Annotated in this window: 19 protein-coding genes and 1 pseudogene; 17 read left to right on the top strand and 3 right to left on the bottom strand. The window is 36.5% G+C overall.

All coding sequences use genetic code 11. The features are described from left to right. Positions 1–18 precede the first annotated feature (18 nt). The 13 genes from atpA (at position 19) to PQQ29_RS12745 (ending at position 12,666) form a co-directional block, all read left to right on the top strand. Positions 19–1,533, top strand: a complete 1,515-nt coding sequence (gene atpA / locus PQQ29_RS12805) for a F0F1 ATP synthase subunit alpha (protein ID WP_003739782.1) — start codon at positions 19–21, stop codon at positions 1,531–1,533. Between the two features lie 37 nt (positions 1,534–1,570). Next, on the top strand, positions 1,571–2,443 hold the full coding sequence (locus PQQ29_RS12800) for a F0F1 ATP synthase subunit gamma (protein WP_003723463.1): 873 nt from the start codon (positions 1,571–1,573) through the stop codon (positions 2,441–2,443). 60 nt (positions 2,444–2,503) lie between these two features. Further along, positions 2,504–3,925 (top strand): F0F1 ATP synthase subunit beta, encoded by a 1,422-nt coding sequence (gene atpD, locus PQQ29_RS12795; protein WP_003772293.1) that lies wholly within the window; start codon positions 2,504–2,506, stop codon positions 3,923–3,925. A 21-nt stretch (positions 3,926–3,946) separates the two neighbouring features. Then, a complete protein-coding gene (locus PQQ29_RS12790; protein ID WP_003772297.1) occupies positions 3,947–4,351 on the top strand; it encodes a F0F1 ATP synthase subunit epsilon in 405 nt (134 codons plus the stop codon). A gap of 122 nt (positions 4,352–4,473) precedes the next feature. Beyond that, positions 4,474–4,710: a DUF1146 family protein gene (locus PQQ29_RS12785; RefSeq protein ID WP_010991327.1), complete on the top strand. Its 237-nt coding sequence runs from the start codon at positions 4,474–4,476 to the stop codon at positions 4,708–4,710. 166 nt (positions 4,711–4,876) lie between these two features. Further along, a complete protein-coding gene (murA, locus tag PQQ29_RS12780) occupies positions 4,877–6,169 on the top strand; it encodes a UDP-N-acetylglucosamine 1-carboxyvinyltransferase (RefSeq protein ID WP_003772302.1) in 1,293 nt (430 codons plus the stop codon). A gap of 162 nt (positions 6,170–6,331) precedes the next feature. After that, on the top strand, positions 6,332–7,327 hold the full coding sequence (mreB, locus tag PQQ29_RS12775) for a rod shape-determining protein MreB (RefSeq protein ID WP_010991326.1): 996 nt from the start codon (positions 6,332–6,334) through the stop codon (positions 7,325–7,327). Between the two features lie 21 nt (positions 7,328–7,348). After that, a complete protein-coding gene (fabZ, locus tag PQQ29_RS12770; protein WP_003763977.1) occupies positions 7,349–7,783 on the top strand; it encodes a 3-hydroxyacyl-ACP dehydratase FabZ in 435 nt (144 codons plus the stop codon). 254 nt (positions 7,784–8,037) lie between these two features. Continuing rightward, positions 8,038–8,403: a single-stranded DNA-binding protein gene (locus tag PQQ29_RS12765; protein ID WP_010991325.1), complete on the top strand. Its 366-nt coding sequence runs from the start codon at positions 8,038–8,040 to the stop codon at positions 8,401–8,403. A 389-nt stretch (positions 8,404–8,792) separates the two neighbouring features. Next, positions 8,793–9,623: a LysM peptidoglycan-binding and 3D domain-containing protein gene (locus tag PQQ29_RS12760; protein WP_003763973.1), complete on the top strand. Its 831-nt coding sequence runs from the start codon at positions 8,793–8,795 to the stop codon at positions 9,621–9,623. 122 nt (positions 9,624–9,745) lie between these two features. Then, entirely contained in the window at positions 9,746–10,480 is a 735-nt protein-coding gene (locus PQQ29_RS12755; protein WP_003772308.1) for a WecB/TagA/CpsF family glycosyltransferase, read from the top strand. Position 10,481: 1 nt separating this feature from the next. After that, positions 10,482–11,606, top strand: a complete 1,125-nt coding sequence (gene menC, locus PQQ29_RS12750) for an o-succinylbenzoate synthase (RefSeq protein ID WP_010991324.1) — start codon at positions 10,482–10,484, stop codon at positions 11,604–11,606. 7 nt (positions 11,607–11,613) lie between these two features. Then, positions 11,614–12,666, top strand: coding sequence for a glycosyltransferase family 4 protein (locus tag PQQ29_RS12745; protein ID WP_010991323.1), 1,053 nt, complete (start codon positions 11,614–11,616; stop codon positions 12,664–12,666). Positions 12,667–12,703: 37 nt separating this feature from the next. Here the strand turns inward: PQQ29_RS12745 and PQQ29_RS12740 are convergent, their stop codons facing one another. The 3 genes from PQQ29_RS12740 to PQQ29_RS12730 form a co-directional block, all read right to left on the bottom strand. Then, on the bottom strand, positions 12,704–13,753 hold the full coding sequence (locus PQQ29_RS12740) for an LCP family protein (protein ID WP_010991322.1): 1,050 nt from the start codon (positions 13,751–13,753) through the stop codon (positions 12,704–12,706). Positions 13,754–13,927: 174 nt separating this feature from the next. Beyond that, the gene (locus PQQ29_RS12735; protein WP_010991321.1) at positions 13,928–14,473 is read right to left on the bottom strand and encodes a GNAT family N-acetyltransferase; all 546 of its coding nucleotides are present in this window, start codon (positions 14,471–14,473) and stop codon (positions 13,928–13,930) included. Between the two features lies 1 nt (position 14,474). Next, a complete protein-coding gene (locus PQQ29_RS12730; protein WP_010991320.1) occupies positions 14,475–15,110 on the bottom strand; it encodes a YigZ family protein in 636 nt (211 codons plus the stop codon). 383 nt (positions 15,111–15,493) lie between these two features. Here PQQ29_RS12730 and degU point away from each other — a divergent pair, with 383 nt between their 5' ends. The 4 genes and pseudogenes from degU to PQQ29_RS12710 all read left to right on the top strand — a co-directional run bounded on the left by degU (position 15,494) and on the right by PQQ29_RS12710 (position 19,217). Beyond that, entirely contained in the window at positions 15,494–16,180 is a 687-nt protein-coding gene (gene degU / locus PQQ29_RS12725; protein ID WP_003722647.1) for a two-component system response regulator DegU, read from the top strand. 20 nt (positions 16,181–16,200) lie between these two features. Beyond that, positions 16,201–17,052, top strand: coding sequence for a DegV family protein (locus PQQ29_RS12720; protein WP_003763963.1), 852 nt, complete (start codon positions 16,201–16,203; stop codon positions 17,050–17,052). Between the two features lie 196 nt (positions 17,053–17,248). Further along, positions 17,249–18,568, top strand: a pseudogene (locus PQQ29_RS12715) (ATP-dependent helicase ComFA). After that, a complete protein-coding gene (locus tag PQQ29_RS12710) occupies positions 18,561–19,217 on the top strand; it encodes a ComF family protein (RefSeq protein ID WP_010991318.1) in 657 nt (218 codons plus the stop codon). Before PQQ29_RS12715 ends, PQQ29_RS12710 begins: the two are co-directional and overlap by 8 nt. Positions 19,218–19,279: the final 62 nt, after the last annotated feature.

The following is a 19,279-nucleotide window of genomic DNA, read 5'->3' as shown; positions in this document are numbered from 1 at the left end:
TAACGAGGGGTGAAATCAATGAGCATTAAGGCTGAAGAGATCAGCTCAATCATAAAACAGCAGATTGAAAATTATCAATCTGAACTAAAAGTGAGTGATGTTGGTACGGTTACCTACATTGGTGACGGTATTGCGCGTGCTCATGGACTCGATAATGCAATGGCTGGTGAATTGTTAGAGTTCTCAAATGGTGTAATGGGTATGGCCCAAAACTTAGAAACAAATGATGTTGGTATCATTATTCTAGGTCCTTACACTGAAATCCGTGAAGGCGATGAAGTTCGTCGTACCGGTAAAATCATGGAAGTTCCTGTTGGCGAAGCGCTTATTGGGCGTGTAGTTAACTCATTAGGTCAACCTGTTGATGGTTTAGGCCCAATTGAAACAACTGGAACTCGTCCGATTGAAGCAGTAGCACCTGGTGTTATGCAACGTCAATCGGTAAACGAACCACTACAAACAGGTATTAAAGCAATTGATGCACTTGTTCCTATTGGTCGTGGTCAACGTGAGTTAATCATTGGTGACCGCCAAACTGGTAAAACATCTGTAGCAATTGATACAATTCTAAACCAAGCTGACCAAGACATGATTTGTATTTATGTTGCCATCGGTCAAAAAGAATCTACTGTTCGTAATGCCGTAGAAACATTACGTCATCACGGCGCATTAGATTACACAATCGTCGTAACTGCAGCAGCATCTCAACCAGCGCCACTTCTTTATTTGGCACCTTATGCTGGTGTTGCTATGGCTGAAGAATTCATGTACAGCGGTAAACACGTTTTAGTTGTATATGATGACTTATCCAAACAAGCAGCTGCTTATCGTGAGCTGTCTCTATTACTTCGTCGTCCTCCAGGTCGTGAAGCTTATCCAGGGGATGTTTTCTACTTACACTCCCGTTTACTTGAACGTGCTGCAAAATTAAATGATAGCTTAGGTGGCGGATCCATTACGGCTCTTCCATTCGTAGAAACACAAGCCGGAGACATTTCCGCTTATATTCCTACAAACGTTATCTCAATTACTGACGGACAAATCTTCTTGCAATCTGATTTATTCTTCTCCGGAGTACGTCCAGCGATCAACGCCGGGCTTTCTGTATCCCGTGTAGGTGGATCAGCGCAAATTAAAGCAATGAAAACTGTTGCCGGAACACTTCGTCTAGATCTTGCCGCTTACCGTGAGCTAGAATCCTTCTCACAATTCGGTTCTGACTTGGACGCAGCTACTCGTGCGAAACTAGAACGTGGTAAACGTACAGTAGAAGTTCTAAAACAAGATTTGCACAAACCTTTGAAAGTTGAAAAACAAGTATTGATTCTTTATGCACTTGTTCATAAATATCTGGATGATGTACCAGTTCATGATGTTCTGCGTTTTGAGTCCGAAATGAATACATGGTTTGATCATAATCACCCAGAGCTTTTGGAAGAAATTCGTACAACGAAAAAACTTCCTGACGAAGCGAAACTTGAAGCAGCATTAAAAGAATTTAAAAATACATTTGTTCCTTCTGAAGAAAAATAATTTAGACTCGGAATAAATTCAAAGGTGGTGAAAATCTTTGGCATCTTTAATCGATATTAAACAACGAATAACTTCTACGCGTAAAACAAGTCAAATTACAAAAGCAATGCAAATGGTATCAGCAGCAAAACTAGGTCGTGCAGAATCAAACGCTCGTTCATATGAGCCTTACGTTTCTAAAATTAAAGACGTAGTAACACATGTTGCTAGCACTGGTAACAGCAGCGACCATCCAATGCTTGTATCTAGACCTGTTCACCGTACTGGTTATATCGTACTTACTTCTGATACTGGACTTGCAGGTTCTTACAACAGTTCCGTAATCAAAGAAGTATTTCAAGAAATTAATAAAAAGCATACGTCAAGTGATGAATATGCAATAATCACTGTAGGTAGATCTGCTCGTGACTTCTTTAAAGCGCGTCAAATGAATGTGGTTTTAGAAGTACAAGGTATTACAGATCACCCGATATTTGCGGAAATTAAAGATATTGCTAGTAACACAGTTCAAATGTTTGAAGATGGTGTTTATGACGAGGTTTTCATTTATTATAATCACCATATCAATTCTATTTCTAGTGAACTGAGAAAAGAGCAACTACTACCACTGACGGAATTTCACGAAAAAGGTAAAGAAACGGATGTAGATTTAACTACTTACGAATTTGAGCCTTCCGAACAAGAAATCCTGGAAGTATTATTACCGCAATATGTGGAAAGCCTAATTTTCGGAGCACTTCTGGATGCCAAAGCCGCTGAACATGCTGCTCGTATGACTGCCATGAGAAGCGCGACAGATAATGCATCCGATTTAATCAGTGACTTATCACTACAATATAACCGTGCTCGCCAAGCTGCGATCACGCAAGAAATTACCGAAATCGTCGGAGGAGCAGCCGCGCTCGAATAGAAGTCGGCGTTTCTTGTAACGTCCCAATAAATGGGAAGGTAAGTGAGGAGGAATAATTGCATGTCTAAAGGACAAGTAATCCAAGTTATGGGTCCGGTTGTAGACGTTAAATTTGAAGGTGGAAACTTACCTGAAATCTACAACGCCCTAGTTATTGAATATAAATCTGATGCAGAAGAAGCACCAACTAGCCAACTTACTTTAGAAGTAGCCATCCAATTAGGTGATGACGTTGTGCGTACAATCGCAATGGCATCAACAGATGGTGTTCAAAGAGGTATGGAAGTTATTGATACTGGGAGCCCAATTACCGTTCCAGTTGGTACAGTAACTCTTGGTCGTGTATTTAATGTATTAGGAAACACCATCGATTTGGACGAACCACTTCCAAGCGATATTAAACGTAATAAAATTCACCGCGAAGCACCAACTTTCGATCAATTAGCAACAACAACAGAAATTCTTGAAACAGGAATTAAAGTAGTTGACTTGCTAGCTCCATACTTAAAAGGTGGTAAAATCGGACTGTTCGGTGGTGCCGGTGTAGGTAAAACCGTTCTAATTCAAGAGCTTATCCATAATATCGCACAAGAACACGGTGGTATTTCAGTGTTCGCAGGCGTTGGAGAGCGTACTCGTGAAGGGAACGACCTTTACTTTGAAATGAAAGATTCTGGTGTTATTGAAAAAACAGCGATGGTATTCGGTCAAATGAATGAGCCACCAGGTGCGCGTATGCGTGTAGCCTTAACTGGTTTAACAATTGCTGAATATTTCCGTGATGAAGAGCACCAAGATGTACTTTTATTCATTGATAACATTTTCCGTTTCACACAAGCTGGTTCAGAGGTTTCGGCTTTACTAGGTCGTATGCCATCTGCGGTAGGTTACCAACCAACCCTAGCTACTGAAATGGGTCAATTACAAGAACGTATTACATCTACTAACGTTGGATCCGTTACTTCTATCCAAGCGATTTATGTGCCAGCCGATGACTATACTGACCCTGCTCCGGCTACAACTTTCGCCCATTTAGATGCAACAACTAACTTGGAACGTAAATTAACGGAACAAGGTATTTATCCAGCGGTAGATCCACTTGCTTCTACATCCCGTGCTCTTTCTCCTGATATCGTAGGTGAAGAACACTATGAAGTAGCAACGGAAGTACAACGTTTACTACAAAGATATAAAGAACTTCAAGACATTATCGCTATCCTTGGTATGGATGAGTTATCTGATGAAGATAAACAATCGGTTTCTCGTGCGCGTCGTGTACAATTCTTCTTATCTCAAAATTTCCACGTTGCAGAACAATTTACAGGCCAAAAAGGTTCTTATGTCCCTGTTAAAGAAACAGTTAAAGGATTCAAAGACTTATTAGCCGGAAAATACGACCATATTCCTGAAGATGCATTCCGTTCAGTTGGACGTATTGAGGATGTTCTTGAAAAAGCAAAAGATATGGGCGTTGAAGTCTGATAAAAACAGGAGGAAATACGTATGGGTTCATTAAATGTTAGTATTGTTACTCCAGACGGCCCTGTTTATGAAGGCGTTGCTCAAATGGTTATTGCTAGAACAAAAGCAGGTGAACTCGGTATTTTACCTGGCCATGTTCCACTAGTTGCTCCACTCAAAATCGACATCGTTCGTTTAAAAGTAGAGTCTGGTGAGGAATGGGTCGCTGTAAATGGTGGCTTTATGGAAGTAAACGGTGAAGAAGTTAATATTCTTGCGGATACTGCTGAACGCGAACAAGATATTGATATTGATCGCGCTGAAAAAGCAAAACAACGTGCAGAAGAAGAACTTAGCCGTGCAAAAGAACAAAAAGTGGATGAAGTAATGGCTCGACTAGCACTACAAAGAGCGATCAACCGAATTCACGCGAAAGAACACAATTAATAATAATTTAGCTTCCTGGTTTTTAGCCAGGAAGTTTTTTTATATAACCATAAGTGCATTAACTGTTTTTTCCTCTCTGTATTTGTTAAAATGAGTAGTAGCGAAAAATGAGGAGCGAACACATGTATAATATTATTATGGAATCACCATATGTCATCATCATTTCACATTTACTATTTATCGTTATTACTTTTTGGTCTTTGCAAGCAATCAACTACGAAAAATTCATTAAGAAAAATCATGTAACGCAAGCTAGACTACTATTTGTGATTATTTCGATTGTGCTCGGTTATACATTAAGTAACTTTTTCTTAGACTACTTAGCGGCATCTAAGCAGTTAATTAATTTTTTTGGCTAGAAAAAGTACTATTGTAGTAAAAATTTAATATAAGCTTATAACAAGTTTAATATTAGGTTAAAATCAGTTGATATTTTAGGGTGATAAGTGGTAGAATTACTAAGATATGTTTTAATTTTAAAATTCGATAAATGATTTAGTTATTAGTAACGCGGAGGGGTTCTTTTTGGAAAAAATTATTGTACGCGGTGGAAAACAGTTAAATGGTTCTGTAAAAATGGAAGGTGCCAAAAATGCTGTATTACCGGTAATAGCTGCTACATTACTTGCGAGTAAAGGTACTAGCGTATTAAAAAATGTCCCAAATTTGTCTGATGTATTCACAATTAATGAGGTACTTAAATATTTAAATGCTGATGTTTCTTTTGTAAATGATGAAGTAACAGTTGATGCAACAGGAGAAATCACTTCTGATGCACCTTTTGAGTATGTTCGAAAAATGCGTGCTTCTATTGTTGTCATGGGACCACTATTAGCTCGTACTGGTTCAGCTCGTGTAGCTTTGCCAGGTGGATGTGCAATCGGCTCAAGACCAGTAGATTTACATTTAAAAGGCTTTGAAGCAATGGGCGCAATTGTAAAAATCGAAAATGGTTATATTGAAGCTACTGCTGAAAAATTAGTAGGGGCTAAAGTATACTTAGATTTCCCAAGTGTTGGAGCAACTCAAAATATTATGATGGCTGCTACATTAGCTGAAGGAACAACAGTGATTGAGAATGTTGCTCGCGAACCTGAAATTGTAGATTTAGCGAATTTCCTTAACCAAATGGGTGCCAGAGTTATTGGAGCAGGAACTGAAGTAATTAGAATCGAAGGAGTTAAAGAATTAACTGCTACTGAACATTCTATTATTCCTGACCGTATTGAAGCTGGTACGTTTATGATTGCTGCAGCGATTACAGGAGGAAATGTTTTAATTGAAGATGCAGTTCCTGAACATATTAGTTCATTAATCGCTAAATTAGAGGAAATGGGCGTTCAAATTATTGAAGAAGAAAATGGCATTCGTGTCATTGGACCAGATAAATTGAAAGCAGTGGATGTTAAAACAATGCCACATCCTGGTTTCCCAACTGATATGCAATCACAAATGATGGTTATTCAAATGCTAAGTGAAGGCACAAGCATTATGACAGAAACTGTTTTTGAAAATCGCTTCATGCACGTTGAAGAAATGCGTCGAATGAATGCAGATATGAAAATTGAAGGACATTCTGTTATTATTTCCGGTCCAGCAAAACTACAAGGAGCTGAAGTTGCGGCGACTGATTTACGTGCAGCAGCAGCACTTATTCTTGCAGGTCTTGTTGCGGATGGTTATACACAAGTAACGGAACTTAAATACTTAGACCGTGGCTATAATAATTTCCACGGAAAACTTCAAGCGCTTGGTGCAGATGTAGAACGTGTAGATGATTCTAAAATCGATGTAACGAATTTAGCTTCTCTATTCTAAAATTAAATTTGTTAAAACCGTATCTTTTGGTACGGTTTTTTTTATTATCGTGAAAAAAACCACGTTGTCATGAAATATACATTTCAGCGTAACGTAAATTATGCTATAATTCAGAATGAGATGTAAAATTAGGTGTACACCACGAAAGGAGTTAAAATGTAAATGGCAAAAGATGTTGGTATCGATTTAGGTACAGCTAATGTATTAATTCATGTTAAAGGAAGAGGAATCGTTGTTAATGAACCTTCAGTTGTCGCTATAAACAATAAGACTGGACAAGTTCTAGCAGTTGGAACAGAAGCTAGAGATATGGTTGGTAGAACTCCAGGGGATATTACAGCAATCAAACCTATGAAAGATGGGGTTATTGCTGATTTTGATATTGTTCAAGAAATGCTACGTTTCTTTATACAAAAGTTGAACCTGAAAACCTTTTTTTCGCGTCCTCGCATTTTAATTTGTTGCCCAACGAATATTACTTCTGTTGAGCAAAAAGCAATTAGAGAAGTTGCTGAAAAAAGTGGTGGAAAGCAAGTGTTCCTAGAAGAAGAACCTAAAGTTGCGGCTATTGGTGCTGGCATGGAAATCTTTGAGCCTTCTGGTAATATGATTATTGACATCGGTGGTGGAACTGCGGATGTAGCCGTATTATCTATGGGCGACATCGTAACAAGCCAATCCGTAAAAGTGGCCGGCAATAAATGGGACGCTGATATCTTAAATTATGTTAAAAGAAAGTATAACGTACTTATTGGTGAAAGAACTGCTGAAAATATTAAAGTAACTATTGGAACTGCTTCCCGAGGTACTAAAGAAGAAACTATGGAGATTCGCGGTAGAGACTTAGTAAGTGGCTTACCTAAGACTATCTCCATTACTAGTTCTGAAGTAGAAGAAGCTATTCATGATTCATTGAACTTAATGGTTTTAGCAGCTCGACAAGTTTTAGAGCAAACACCTCCAGAACTTTCAGCAGATATTATTGATAGAGGAATTATTATGACTGGTGGCGGTTCATTATTACATGGTTTAGACGAATTAATGTCTGAACAATTAAAAGTTCCGGTTCTAATTACTGAAAATCCTTTAGATGTTGTAGCTCTCGGTACTGGCATTTTGCTTGAATCACTAACAAATAAAAAACGTGGTCGTATCTAAATTTGAATTTGGGGGATTTATATGTTAGATATTAAGAAAATCAAAGAAATTTTACCTCATCGTTATCCATTTTTATTAGTGGATAGAGTTATTTCTGTTGAAGAAGGAAAAAAAGTAACTGCTATAAAGAATGTAACAGCTAATGAAGAATTCTTTAATGGCCATTTTCCGGAGTATCCTGTAATGCCGGGTGTCCTAATTGTAGAAGCACTTGCTCAAACAAGTGGGATTGCAATGATGCAAAGTGAAGCTAATAAAGGCAAAATTGGTTTGTTTGCGGGAATTGATGGATGTCGCTTTAAACGTCAAGTTGTGCCAGGTGATCAACTCTTACTTGAAGCAGAAATCACTCGAATGAGAGGCGCTATTGCCAAGGCCAAAGTTAAGGCTACAGTAGAAGGCGATTTGGTTTGTGAAGCGGAAATTATGTTCGCTTTATCAGATTTACCACAATAGAAATAATGAGCACTGAAGTCCAAAATGGATTTTGGTGCTTTTTTGATGTTCTCAGAATAGCATGTGCTAAAAAAAGTTGCAATTTAGTAAAATAGTGTTTTGCATTCATTATCTCTCTAGAAAAGTATTATTTTCTTCTAACAGAAAACGGTTTTTTTGTTTCTTTAACCCCCATGAAAATGGAACTTTAGCTATTTTACAAAGAAATTTTTATCAAATATAATCGCTTTACACCAAAAGAAAGAGGCGATTATATGATTAATCAAGTAACTTTAGTAGGACGTTTAACAAAAGAGCCAGAACTGAAATGGACCACAGAAGATAGGGCAGTTTTGAATTTGACAATAGCTTTAAATCGTTTTAGAAAGAATAAGAGAGTCGACAATGATGCAGATTTTATTCAATGCGTTATTTGGGGAAAGCGAGCAGAAGCAACTGCTGAATTTTGTAGTAAAGGACAATTAGTAGGTGTAATCGGAGAACTACAATCTAGACAATATTTGAATAAAGAGGAACAGAAAGTCTATATTACTGAGGTGTTAGTTCACCAAATTAGGTATCTATCAAGTAGAGGTAAAGGCGAAAATGTAGTTAATATCTCTCATGAAGAAGATGAATGATGTAATACTTTGTTATAAAAAGCTAGATTTAACTTATAATTTATAAAAATTTGGTTGAAATAGCGATTAAAAGCGTTGATTTTAGGAGTTATTTGTAATGGAAAAATTTTCCAATTCTATCTTTTAAATATAAATAGTTTATTTTATGAAGTATTTAATTGGGATATAAAAGAGGCGTGAACTATAACGGCGAGTTATGTTGAAAGAATTTGAGAACCAATTGAAGGTGTAAACAATAAAAATCAGACAATAATGGTAATTTACAAATATTGCAGGATTCTCGGGGCTCTTCAGGCGCCTGTCATACATGCTTAATTTTTTAGTAACCAAGTCCAAAGTTTCATGTGGTACGATTGTTCTCGAAAGTAATCAAGGAGGGAATTAATTACATGAAGAAAACAGTAGTAGCCATTGCGGCTGGTTTAATTATTGCAGGATCTGGTTCAACTCAAGCTTTTGCGGCTGAGTATAAAGTTCAAGACGGTGACTCACTTTGGAAAATCTCAAATGAAAATAATATCTCTATAAAACAATTGAAAGAAGATAACAACTTAAGCTCAAACTTAATTTTTCCAAACCAAACGTTACAAGTAAATAGTGGCGAGAAAAAAGCTGCTACTAGTAACGGTACGAAATATACAGTTGTAGCTGGTGACACACTAGGACATATTGCATTAGATAACGGTGTGACAGTTAACCAATTAAAAGAATGGAATAATCTTTCATCTGATTTAATCATAGTTGGTCAAAAATTGTCTGTAGGTGAAAATGCTAAAGCTAGTGAAAGCACACCTTCTGAAAACAACAAATCAGAAAGTAATGCTACAGAACAACCAGCACAGCAACCAAAAGAAGAAAAATCAACACAAACAACTCAAAAATCAACAACATCTAATGAATCGTCAAATAACTCTTCGTCAGCTCAAGGAAATGTTTCAAAAGAGCTAACAGTTACAGCAACTGCTTATAGTAAAGCTGAACCAGGAATGAGCCATATGACAGCAACAGGAATCGATTTAAACGATAATTCACGTGTTATTGCAGTTGATCCATCTGTTATTCCTCTAGGTTCAAAAGTGTATGTTGAAGGATACGGAGAAGCAATTGCAGCCGATACTGGTGGCGCAATTAAAGGTAATAAAATTGATGTACATTTAAACTCAGTACAAGAAGTTAATAACTGGGGTGTAAAACAAGTTAAAGTACAAATTTTAGATTAATCTACTCCATATCGAAAAGCTGCAAATGGCATATGCTATTTGCAGCTTTTTTTGATTAAAAATAGGAAGAGGCTCTTTTTTATGATAAACTTATACATAATAAAGTTTTTTAGGAGATTCAAATGAAAAAGCAGGAAATTTCAATTTTAAATATACCTTTTTATAATACAACCCAAGCTGAATTTATTGAGGAATTACATAATGTTGCTCAAAATGGGGAAAGACGTTTTGTTGTAACTGCTAATCCTGAAATTGTAATGCATGCTCGGACTGATAAAGAGTTTGAGGGGATTTTACGTCAAGCTGATTATATTGTTCCGGATGGTATTGGTATTATCATGGCTTCTGAAAAACTTGGGAATCCGCTAAAAGAACGAGTTACTGGTTATGATACAATGATTGGTTTATTAGAAAAGCCGCTACGTTGTTATTTTTTAGGGGCGAAACCAGAAGTTAGTCAAGGCGTGGAGAGTAAAGTGAACGAAAAATACCCGCAAGCAATTGTTTGTGGTGTTCATCATGGTTATTTTGATGCGCTTGAGAGTGAGGCGATTGCTAAAGAAATAATCGCTGCTGAACCGGATGTTATTTTTGTTGCTCTAGGTTCACCTGCTCAAGAAAAATGGATTTTATCTCAGATGGCTAATTTTTCCAAAGGTATTTTTATTGGTGTTGGTGGGAGTTTTGATGTATTAACTGATAATGTAAAGCGAGCGCCTAAAATTTGGATAAAGCTGAGACTTGAATGGGTATACAGATTGCTAGCGAATCCTTCTAGATGGAGACGTTTTTTTGCAATACCTCAATTTATGCTTGTTATCCGAAAAGAGCGTAAACGTTTGAAAAAGGGTGAGTAGAATGTATTTTCAGAAGGCAAGGTTAATTCATGCTGAACTACCGCTTTTGGCGCCGTTTAAAACTAGTTATGGCGAATTGAAAAGCAAAGATTTTTATATTATTGAATTAATAAATGAAGAAGGAATCCACGGATATGGTGAATTAGAAGCATTTCCGTTACCAGATTACACTGAAGAGACACTTAGTTCTGCTATTCTAATCATTAAGGAGCAGCTACTACCTCTCCTCGCTCAAAGAAAGATTCGTAAGCCGGAAGAAATACAGGAGTTATTCAGTTGGATTCAAGGTAATGAGATGGCAAAGGCGGCTGTTGAACTCGCTGTTTGGGATGCTTTTGCTAAAATGGAAAAAAGATCGTTAGCTAAAATGATTGGGGCTACTAAAGAATCTATCAAAGTTGGAGTCAGTATTGGTTTACAACAGAATGTGGAAACTTTACTTCAATTAGTTAATCAATACGTCGATCAGGGCTATGAACGAGTGAAACTAAAAATCGCACCAAACAAAGATATTCAATTTGTTGAAGCTGTTCGTAAAAGTTTTCCAAAACTAAGCTTGATGGCAGACGCGAATTCAGCGTATAATAGAGAAGATTTCTTGTTATTAAAAGAACTAGATCAATATGATTTAGAAATGATTGAGCAACCGTTTGGAACTAAAGATTTTGTGGATCATGCTTGGTTGCAAAAACAATTAAAAACACGAATTTGTTTAGATGAGAATATTAGATCCGTAAAAGACGTAGAGCAAGCGCATAGCATTGGTAGTTGTCGGGCTATTAATTTGAAGCTGGCACGTGTTGGAGGTATGTCATCTGCCCTTAAAATAGCAGAGTACTGCGCGTTAAATGAAATACTAGTTTGGTGTGGGGGAATGCTTGAAGCTGGTGTCGGCAGAGCTCATAACATTGCACTAGCAGCGAGAAACGAGTTTGTTTTTCCAGGGGATATATCTGCCTCGAATCGTTTCTTTGCAGAGGATATTGTAACGCCTGCTTTTGAATTAAATCAAGGTAGACTCAAAGTGCCAACGAACGAAGGCATTGGTGTAACGCTAGATTTAAAAGTATTAAAAAAATACACTAAATCAACAGAAGAAATTTTGCTAAATAAAGGATGGAGCTGAAAAAATATTGCTAATATGGAGTATATTGATTAGCTTTGCTGTTGGTATTATCATGGTGCCAATAATTAGAAAGTTTGCATTCAGAATCAATGCGGTTGACACGCCGCGTGAAAGACATAAACATACAAAAACAACAGCCACACTAGGTGGATTAGCTATTTTTATAAGTTTTTCAGTGGGGATGTTGTTAGTACCAATCGATAAATCAGGGTTTGTTCCAATTTATTTTGGTGCTCTAATCATTATTGCAACAGGGTTTATTGATGATATATTTGATTTATCTCCTAAATGGAAAATGGTAGGGCAGATTTTAGCTGCTCTTTGTGTCACTGTTTGGGGCGAAATAACAATTAATTTTATTAATATTCCTTTCTACGGGGAATTGGACTTTGGATATTTTGCGATACCATTATCTATTGTTTGGATTGTGGCCATAGTCAATGCACTTAATTTGATAGATGGGTTAGATGGGCTTGCTGGTGGGATTTCTATTATTGCTTTAATGACAATTGCAGGTATGGCTCTACTTCTTAAAGATGCATTTGTTGCTCCAGTCGCACTTATTCTTGCCGCATCAGTTGCTGCATTTTTAATTTACAACTTTCCGCCTGCAAGTATTTTTATGGGAGACACCGGAGCTTTATTTTTAGGCTATATGATAGCTGTTTTATCGCTTATGGGCTTTAAGAACGTAACTTTTATTTCTTTGTTAGTGCCACTTATTATTTTAGGTGTTCCTTTATCAGATACATTTTTTGCTATCGTACGGAGGTTGAAAGAGCGCATGCCTATATCGTCTGCGGATCGCTCGCACATCCATCATAGATTAATGGCTCTTGGTTTTACAGAAAAACAAACAGTGTTGTTAATTTACTGCATGGCACTACTATTCTCTATAACTGGTTTTGTATTTTCTTTTTCTACAACTTGGGGAGCATTACTATTACTCTTATTACTAATTTTTTGTATTGAAATTATTGTTGAATTTATCGGTTTAATTGGTGAAGATTATCGACCAATCTTAAATTTACTTCAAAAAATACATCGAAAACGCAAATAAAAAAACCAACAACTAATTATTAGTTGTTGGTTTTTTGTTAGTTTGATGCAGTGGAACTTTCATCTGAATAAGCTGCTGCGCCAGGGAATGGTTGTTTAATTCCTAACTCACTAGCAAATTCATTTGAGATACTTTGAACGGAGGATTCATTCAGTTTGTAATAATAAATGCCGTTCATTGGATTGCTATCACCTTTAAGGTTGAGTGATTTAATATCAATTTTATTAGACATTCCAAATTTTGCGATTGAAAGCATTTGGTTGAAAGTTAGGTTGGTTTTCATGTTGTCGCCAACTACTTCAATAATATCAGAGTATTTGCTAACGGAAGAAACAGAAGTCGCTTCACTAACAATAGATTTAATAATAAGTTGTTGTCGTTTACCACGTTCAATATCACTATCAATATGTCTTGTACGTGCAAGGGCTAGGGCTTGTTCAGCATTAAGATGTTGCGGCCCTTTTTTAAGCGTAATTGCGTTTTGGTTATCTTTTGAATCTTGTTCAGTAAAGTTTACTGGAACGTCTACATCAATACCATCTAATGCATCAATAATTTTGAGGAAAGCATCAAAGTCAAATCGAACATAGTAGTCGATTGGGATTTTGAATTCTTCTTCTACTGTTTTCATGGTAAGTTCTGGACCACCATATGCATGAGCTGCATTGATTTTCGTGTATTTATTAATCTCTTTTGCAGAATCTTCAATGTGTACATAAGAGTCGCGGGGAATACTTGTCATTTCTACGCGTGCATCCTTTACATTAAATGTAGCTAGGATAAGCGAGTCACTACGAGGGTTTCCGTTAGATGCTCTTGTAGTACTTGTATCAACGCCAATAATTAAAATAGAAAAACTATCTTTTATAGGTTCAACATCATTTGTGCGAAGTGTGGAAGCTTTCCCGTTCCTCACGTTATCGAAAGAGTTGTCTGCTGCGAGTTTCGTCTTGCTAAAAAGGTAAGTGCCATATCCGACACCTGCAAGTACTAAACACATCACAGGAATTAGAATCCAGAATAAAATTTTTCTTCTACGCTTGTATTTCTTGCTGCTTCTTCGGCTATCATCAGTGCCTTTACTCATATATTAATTCTCCTTATAGTCACTTTTCTAAGTTTTATTGTATCATTTGTTGAACTAAAGAATGTTACGTGTTATTTACGGTTTCTTTAATTTTTCAACTTTGATGTTATTATACAGAATTTCATTGAAAAAAAATACAAAAAAGATGATATCTTTCAAAAATGTAATATTTGCCTAATTAAGTATTAATTGGTAATTACTGATTTCACAAATTTTCCCAGAGTGTAAATCTAGTTCTTGCCCCGTTGAAATAAGTTCAAAACCAAGCTTAGTAAGTAGTTTTATAGAAGCTATATTTTCAGGGAGGACTTTGGCTGTAATTGTTTTGTATGGGAGGTGAGCTTTAGTTGTATTTAAAAAGGTTGTTAAAATCTCGAACATAAGCCCTTGACGCCAATGACTTTTGGCTAATTCATAACCGATCTCGATTGTTTGGTTGTTTTTGTTAATATCGTTTATTCCCAGAGAGCCGATTGCTTTTAAAGAATTATCCATTGTAAAAATAGTATACCTACAAGCATTTGGTTCGTTTTCGATGGCTTGAATCATTTCCTCCGCTTGAAGGATGGTAGAAAATTTTTCGATATTCATAAACTGAGCAACGTCATTGTCAGACCAAATATCAAATAAGGTAGTTGCATCTGCAAAAGAAGTTTTTCTCAAAATAGTTCGTTCCGTAGAAATAGTGGTGGGTAAATGTAAAAATATGTTTGTGGACATTCTAAGTAACATCCTTTTCTCTATATTTTTGTGGGCCTTCTTTGTAAGTAACTTGGCCATTTGAAACCTCTGTTATCCAAGTGGAAAAAGTTGAAAGATCCTCATTATCAACAAATACTTGAAGTACGACTTTTTCTGTGAATTCTTTATGAACGATTTGATAATTTTTTTGCTCAAGTGCATTCTCTATTTTGCCTAAAAGTGGATAGGCAAAAGAGCACTCAATAATAGTAGCTAATTTGCATTCGATTATACCGATAGTTTGGATTGCTTCACTGACAGCACCACCATATGCACGGACAAGGCCCCCTGCGCCGAGCTTAGTTCCTCCGAAATAGCGAGTAACAACCACAACAACATTTTTTAAAGCTTTCTTTTTTAAAACTTCTAACATAGGAACCCCTGCTGTTCCACTTGGTTCACCATCGTCATGTGCTTTTTGAAATTGGTCATTTTCTCCTATAATATAGGCAGAGCAATTATGAGTAGCATCACGGTGCTCTTTTTTGATTGTTTGTATGAATGTCTGTGCTTCGGATTCTGTTTTTATTCGCTTAATATGGCAAATAAAGCGAGATTTTTCAATTATTATTTCATGTTTTCCATCGCTACGAATGGTTAAATAATGATCCAACATAAGGAACCTCCATAAGTTGATACATTCAGTCTGCTTTTATTTTATCCGAAAGCAAAGCGATTGTATAGATATTTTTCTAAGTGCAGCGGGTGAAGTGGTGGCAAATTCGTGTTATAATAAAAACTACTATTACTTTAGACTGGTTTTCGATTGCATTTTATAGGCATATAGAAGTAATTTTCTAAAACTTTGCTGTATAATTGAGCTACAGTTTGTAATGAAAATAGGTTAGTTTGAGTAAATAGTACTTAAAAGAGAAAAGTTTATTTGCCAATTTTATGGCAGGGATTATAAGGTTAAGCGTTTTGCTACTTAAAAAGGATGATGTTTTCGATTGCAAAGTGGCTTGGTGAAATTAGATAAGTGAAGGAGGAGTAGTCATTATGGCACTCAAAATCATGATTGTAGATGATCATCAGTTGTTTCGCGAAGGTATCAAGCGAATTTTAGAGTTGGAAGATTCTTTTGAAGTCGTAGCGGAAGCTGAAAATGGTAAGAATATCGTAGCAAAAGTTCGCGAATATAAACCAGACATCGTTTTAATGGATATTAATATGCCAACTGTTAATGGGTTAGACGCAACAGAAATGTTAGTACGTCAATTCCCTAGTATCAAAGTTATCGTATTGACTATTCACGATACAGATGAGTACGTAACAGAGGCACTTAGAGCAGGAGCAGTAGGTTATTTATTAAAAGAAATGGATGCACATGAACTTGTAGAAGCTGTTAAAATAGTAGATAATGGAGGCGCGTATATTCATCCGCGTGTAGCGATTAAATTAATTCGCGAATATCGACATTTAGCAAGCACGAATACTTCGCAAGGGGTTTATGGTTACCAGCAACCCGAAGTGAAAATGCCTTTGCATATTTTAACGCATAGAGAGTGTGAAGTATTACAGCTTCTTACCGATGGAAAAAGTAACCGCGGAATTGGGGAAACGCTTTTCATTAGTGAAAAAACAGTGAAAAATCATGTCAGCAGTATTTTACAAAAAATGAAAGTGAATGATAGAACTCAAGCGGTGGTAACGGCAATTAAGCACGGCTGGGTTTATATTCGCTAAAGAAATTTCAGGGGGACTATATGAACGAAAAAATAGCAGTGGTTACTGACAGCACCACTTATTTGCCAGATGAAGTGAAAGAGCAGCTACGAATTAATGTCGTACCACTTTCCGTAATAATTGATGGAAAATCTTATCGTGAAGGAGAAGAACTTTCTACGGCTGATTTTTACAAAAAAGTAAAAGAAGCAGAAAATTTTCCAACTTCTTCGCAACCTGCCCCTGGTGAATTTATTCAATTGTTTGAGAAACTAAAAGAACAAGGTTTTGATACAGTAATTAGTATTCATCTATCCAGCGGCATCAGCGGGACTTTCCAAAACGCAGCTTCTGCAGGTGAACTAATTGATGGCTTGAATGTAGTTGCTTATGATTCAGAGCTTTCATGTATGGCGCAAGGGATGTTTGCTGTTAAAGCGGCTGAAATGGCTTTAGCAAATGAACCTTTAGAACGAATTATTTCCGAATTAGATAAGATTAAAAAGGCGCAAGATGCATATTTTATGGTAGATGATTTAAATAACCTGCAACGCGGTGGTCGCTTAAACGGGGCACAAGCGCTTGTCGGTAGTTTGCTTCAAATTAAACCAATCCTTCATTTTAATGATAAGCAAATTGTTCTTTTTGAAAAAGTTAGAACTCAAAAAAAGGCATTAAAACGGATTGAAGATATTCTTGAAGTAGCTATCAAAAATAAAAATGCAGAAAAAGCCTACGTTATCCATGGAAATGATCCGGAAAAAGGAGAAACATGGCGCAAACATTTAGAATCCAAGTTTCCAGAAGTGGAGTTCGAGTTGAGCTATTTTGGCCCAGTTATCGGCACACATTTAGGTGAAGGCGCACTGGGATTAACCTGGTCAATAAAATAATAGAATCTCTAGCTTTTTAGCTAGAGATTTTTTTATTTAGGCTAAAGTTGTATTTTCGCCAATTTCACCTATTGAAAATGGTTATTTTGCCTTTAGCGAAAATAGTATTTTATGGTCAAATTGAGGCTGGAAAATAAGAAATTAACTTCTGCAAAGAAATATAAAAAAGTGTATAACTTAGGAGAGGTGAAAAGTGATGGATATTTTTCCTGGAAGGTTATATCTAAAGAAGGAAGTCGAAACAGTTGAGGGACTACAGGAAATTCTTGCTATTTCAGCTAATCGTTGTTTTCGTTGTGGAAATACAAATCCATTTTTATTCGGCAAAATGACATGTGCTTCTTGTGATAGGGAGGATTGTTTGTACTGCAGAAACTGTATAGTTATGGGGCGGGTGAACAGCTGCCAGAAGTTATACTATCAAAAAGCAGACATTCTGCCGGAAAGAATAGAATCTTGTTTGGGCTGGGAAGGAACTTTATCACCAGGACAAAAAAAGGCCGCAAGTGCAGTTGTTTCAAGTATTAAGCAGAAAGTTGATATGCTTTTATGGGCAGTCGCTGGGTCTGGTAAAACAGAAATGATGTTTGAAGGAATGGATTTAGCATTAAAGCAAGGTTTTAGAATTTGTATAGCTTCTCCGAGGGTTGATGTATGTTTAGAATTATATCCGCGTTTGCAAGCTGTTTTCAAAGAGATAGATATAGTTTGCTTGTACGGAGATTCCAAAGACAAATACCAAGGCGAACAATTTGTGGTTGCTACAACACATCAATTAATCCGTTTTTATGATACATTTCAAGTTATTTTTATAGATGAAGTAGATGCTTTTCCATATGCAAAAGATCCTTTTTTAGAATACGCAGTTAGAAAGGCTAGAACTAAAGTAGGTTCAACAATTATAATCACAGCAACTCCAGAGAAAAAGTGGCAACAAGAATGCGCGACCGGTAAACGGAACTTTGTAAAAATCCCTGCCCGCTACCATAGAAAGCAGCTACCTGTTCCTAGAACTTGCTGGATTGGTCCATGGAAGAAAAATTTAGCTCAAGGAAAAATAACCCTTAAGTTAATTAATTGGATAAAAAAAGCAGAACTTAAAAATCAACCAGTATTAATCTTCTTTCCAGAAATTGAAGCAATGAATCAATTTGCTGAAGCGCTCGTAAATTATGATTTTACTCGCCCAGTGACCGTTCATTCGGCAGATTAGTTACGCAAAGAAAAAGTTGAGTGGCTACGTGAAGGCAAAATCAAGCTACTACTTACGACAACTATATTAGAAAGAGGGGTCACTTTTAAAGATGTTCAAGTAGCTGTTTTTGGAAGTGAGGGGAGGATTTTTACAGAAGCTGCATTAGTGCAAATAGCTGGGCGTGCGGGAAGGAAATTAACTCATCCAACTGGCGATGTTTGTTTTTTTCATTATGGCAAGACTACAGAAATGAATCGGGCTATTACGCATATTAAAAAAATGAATCAATTAGGTTTTAAAGAAGGATTATTAGATGATTAACTGTTTACTTTGTTTACAACCTGTTAAACAATCAGCTAGTTGGGAACTTAGTTGGTTTCTTAGCGAGGAAGTTTTGTGTTGTTCCGATTGTATAGCGGGCTTTGAAAAATTAACTGGACCGCTTTGTAATATGTGTAGCAGGGAATCGTCTGATGAATTTTGTAAAGATTGCCAAGGTAGAGAGTTTTTTCTAGATAGTAATCGATCTTTGTACCAATATAATGATTTTGCCAAAGAATATATGAAAAAATTTAAGTTTCAAGGTGATTATATCATCGGAGCTATTTTTCAAAAGGAACTAAAAAAATACTTCGCCGCGAACAAAACGACTATTGTCCCAATCCCGGTAAGTGAAGTCCGCAAATTAGAGCGAGGATTTAATCAAACAACAGCAATACTGAACCAATCTAATCTTCACTATGAGGAACTTTTAGCAAAAAAACACTCTGAAAAACAATCTAAGAAAACAAAGCGAGAACGATTAGAAACAGAGCAAGTATTTTATGTAGATGAAGAGATTGGAAGCAGTGAAAAGGAAATAATTTTATTTGATGATATATACACTACAGGTAGTACTCTTAACTTAGCGGCGCAAGCGTTAAAAGAATCAGGGGTGAAAAAGGTGAGCTCCTTAACCATATTTAGATAGTTGAGATTTATCGCTGAAAGAGGTTTGCGAAAGGCTTTTTAGGGAATAAAATACTAAATAAA

Origin of the sequence: Listeria innocua (assembly GCF_028596125.1) — a bacterium.
Classification (GTDB): domain Bacteria; phylum Bacillota; class Bacilli; order Lactobacillales; family Listeriaceae; genus Listeria; species Listeria innocua.
The sequence above is the reverse complement of the archived record's forward strand: the minus strand, read 5'-3'. Positions and strand labels throughout refer to the sequence as shown.

Bases quoted from the DNA above. Each gene is read 5' to 3' on its own strand.
- atpA (WP_003739782.1), top strand. From the start codon at position 19: ATGAGCATTAAGGCTGAAGAGATCAGCTCAATCATAAAACAGCAGATT.
- atpD (WP_003772293.1), top strand. From the start codon at position 2,504: ATGTCTAAAGGACAAGTAATCCAAGTTATGGGTCCGGTTGTAGACGTT.
- PQQ29_RS12790 (WP_003772297.1), top strand. From the start codon at position 3,947: ATGGGTTCATTAAATGTTAGTATTGTTACTCCAGACGGCCCTGTTTAT.
- PQQ29_RS12785 (WP_010991327.1), top strand. From the start codon at position 4,474: ATGTATAATATTATTATGGAATCACCATATGTCATCATCATTTCACAT.
- mreB (WP_010991326.1), top strand. From the start codon at position 6,332: ATGGCAAAAGATGTTGGTATCGATTTAGGTACAGCTAATGTATTAATT.
- fabZ (WP_003763977.1), top strand. From the start codon at position 7,349: ATGTTAGATATTAAGAAAATCAAAGAAATTTTACCTCATCGTTATCCA.
- PQQ29_RS12765 (WP_010991325.1), top strand. From the start codon at position 8,038: ATGATTAATCAAGTAACTTTAGTAGGACGTTTAACAAAAGAGCCAGAA.
- PQQ29_RS12760 (WP_003763973.1), top strand. From the start codon at position 8,793: ATGAAGAAAACAGTAGTAGCCATTGCGGCTGGTTTAATTATTGCAGGA.
- PQQ29_RS12755 (WP_003772308.1), top strand. From the start codon at position 9,746: ATGAAAAAGCAGGAAATTTCAATTTTAAATATACCTTTTTATAATACA.
- menC (WP_010991324.1), top strand. From the start codon at position 10,482: ATGTATTTTCAGAAGGCAAGGTTAATTCATGCTGAACTACCGCTTTTG.
- PQQ29_RS12740 (WP_010991322.1), bottom strand. From the start codon at position 13,753: ATGAGTAAAGGCACTGATGATAGCCGAAGAAGCAGCAAGAAATACAAG.
- PQQ29_RS12735 (WP_010991321.1), bottom strand. From the start codon at position 14,473: ATGTCCACAAACATATTTTTACATTTACCCACCACTATTTCTACGGAA.
- PQQ29_RS12730 (WP_010991320.1), bottom strand. From the start codon at position 15,110: ATGTTGGATCATTATTTAACCATTCGTAGCGATGGAAAACATGAAATA.
- degU (WP_003722647.1), top strand. From the start codon at position 15,494: ATGGCACTCAAAATCATGATTGTAGATGATCATCAGTTGTTTCGCGAA.
- PQQ29_RS12720 (WP_003763963.1), top strand. From the start codon at position 16,201: ATGAACGAAAAAATAGCAGTGGTTACTGACAGCACCACTTATTTGCCA.
- PQQ29_RS12710 (WP_010991318.1), top strand. From the start codon at position 18,561: ATGATTAACTGTTTACTTTGTTTACAACCTGTTAAACAATCAGCTAGT.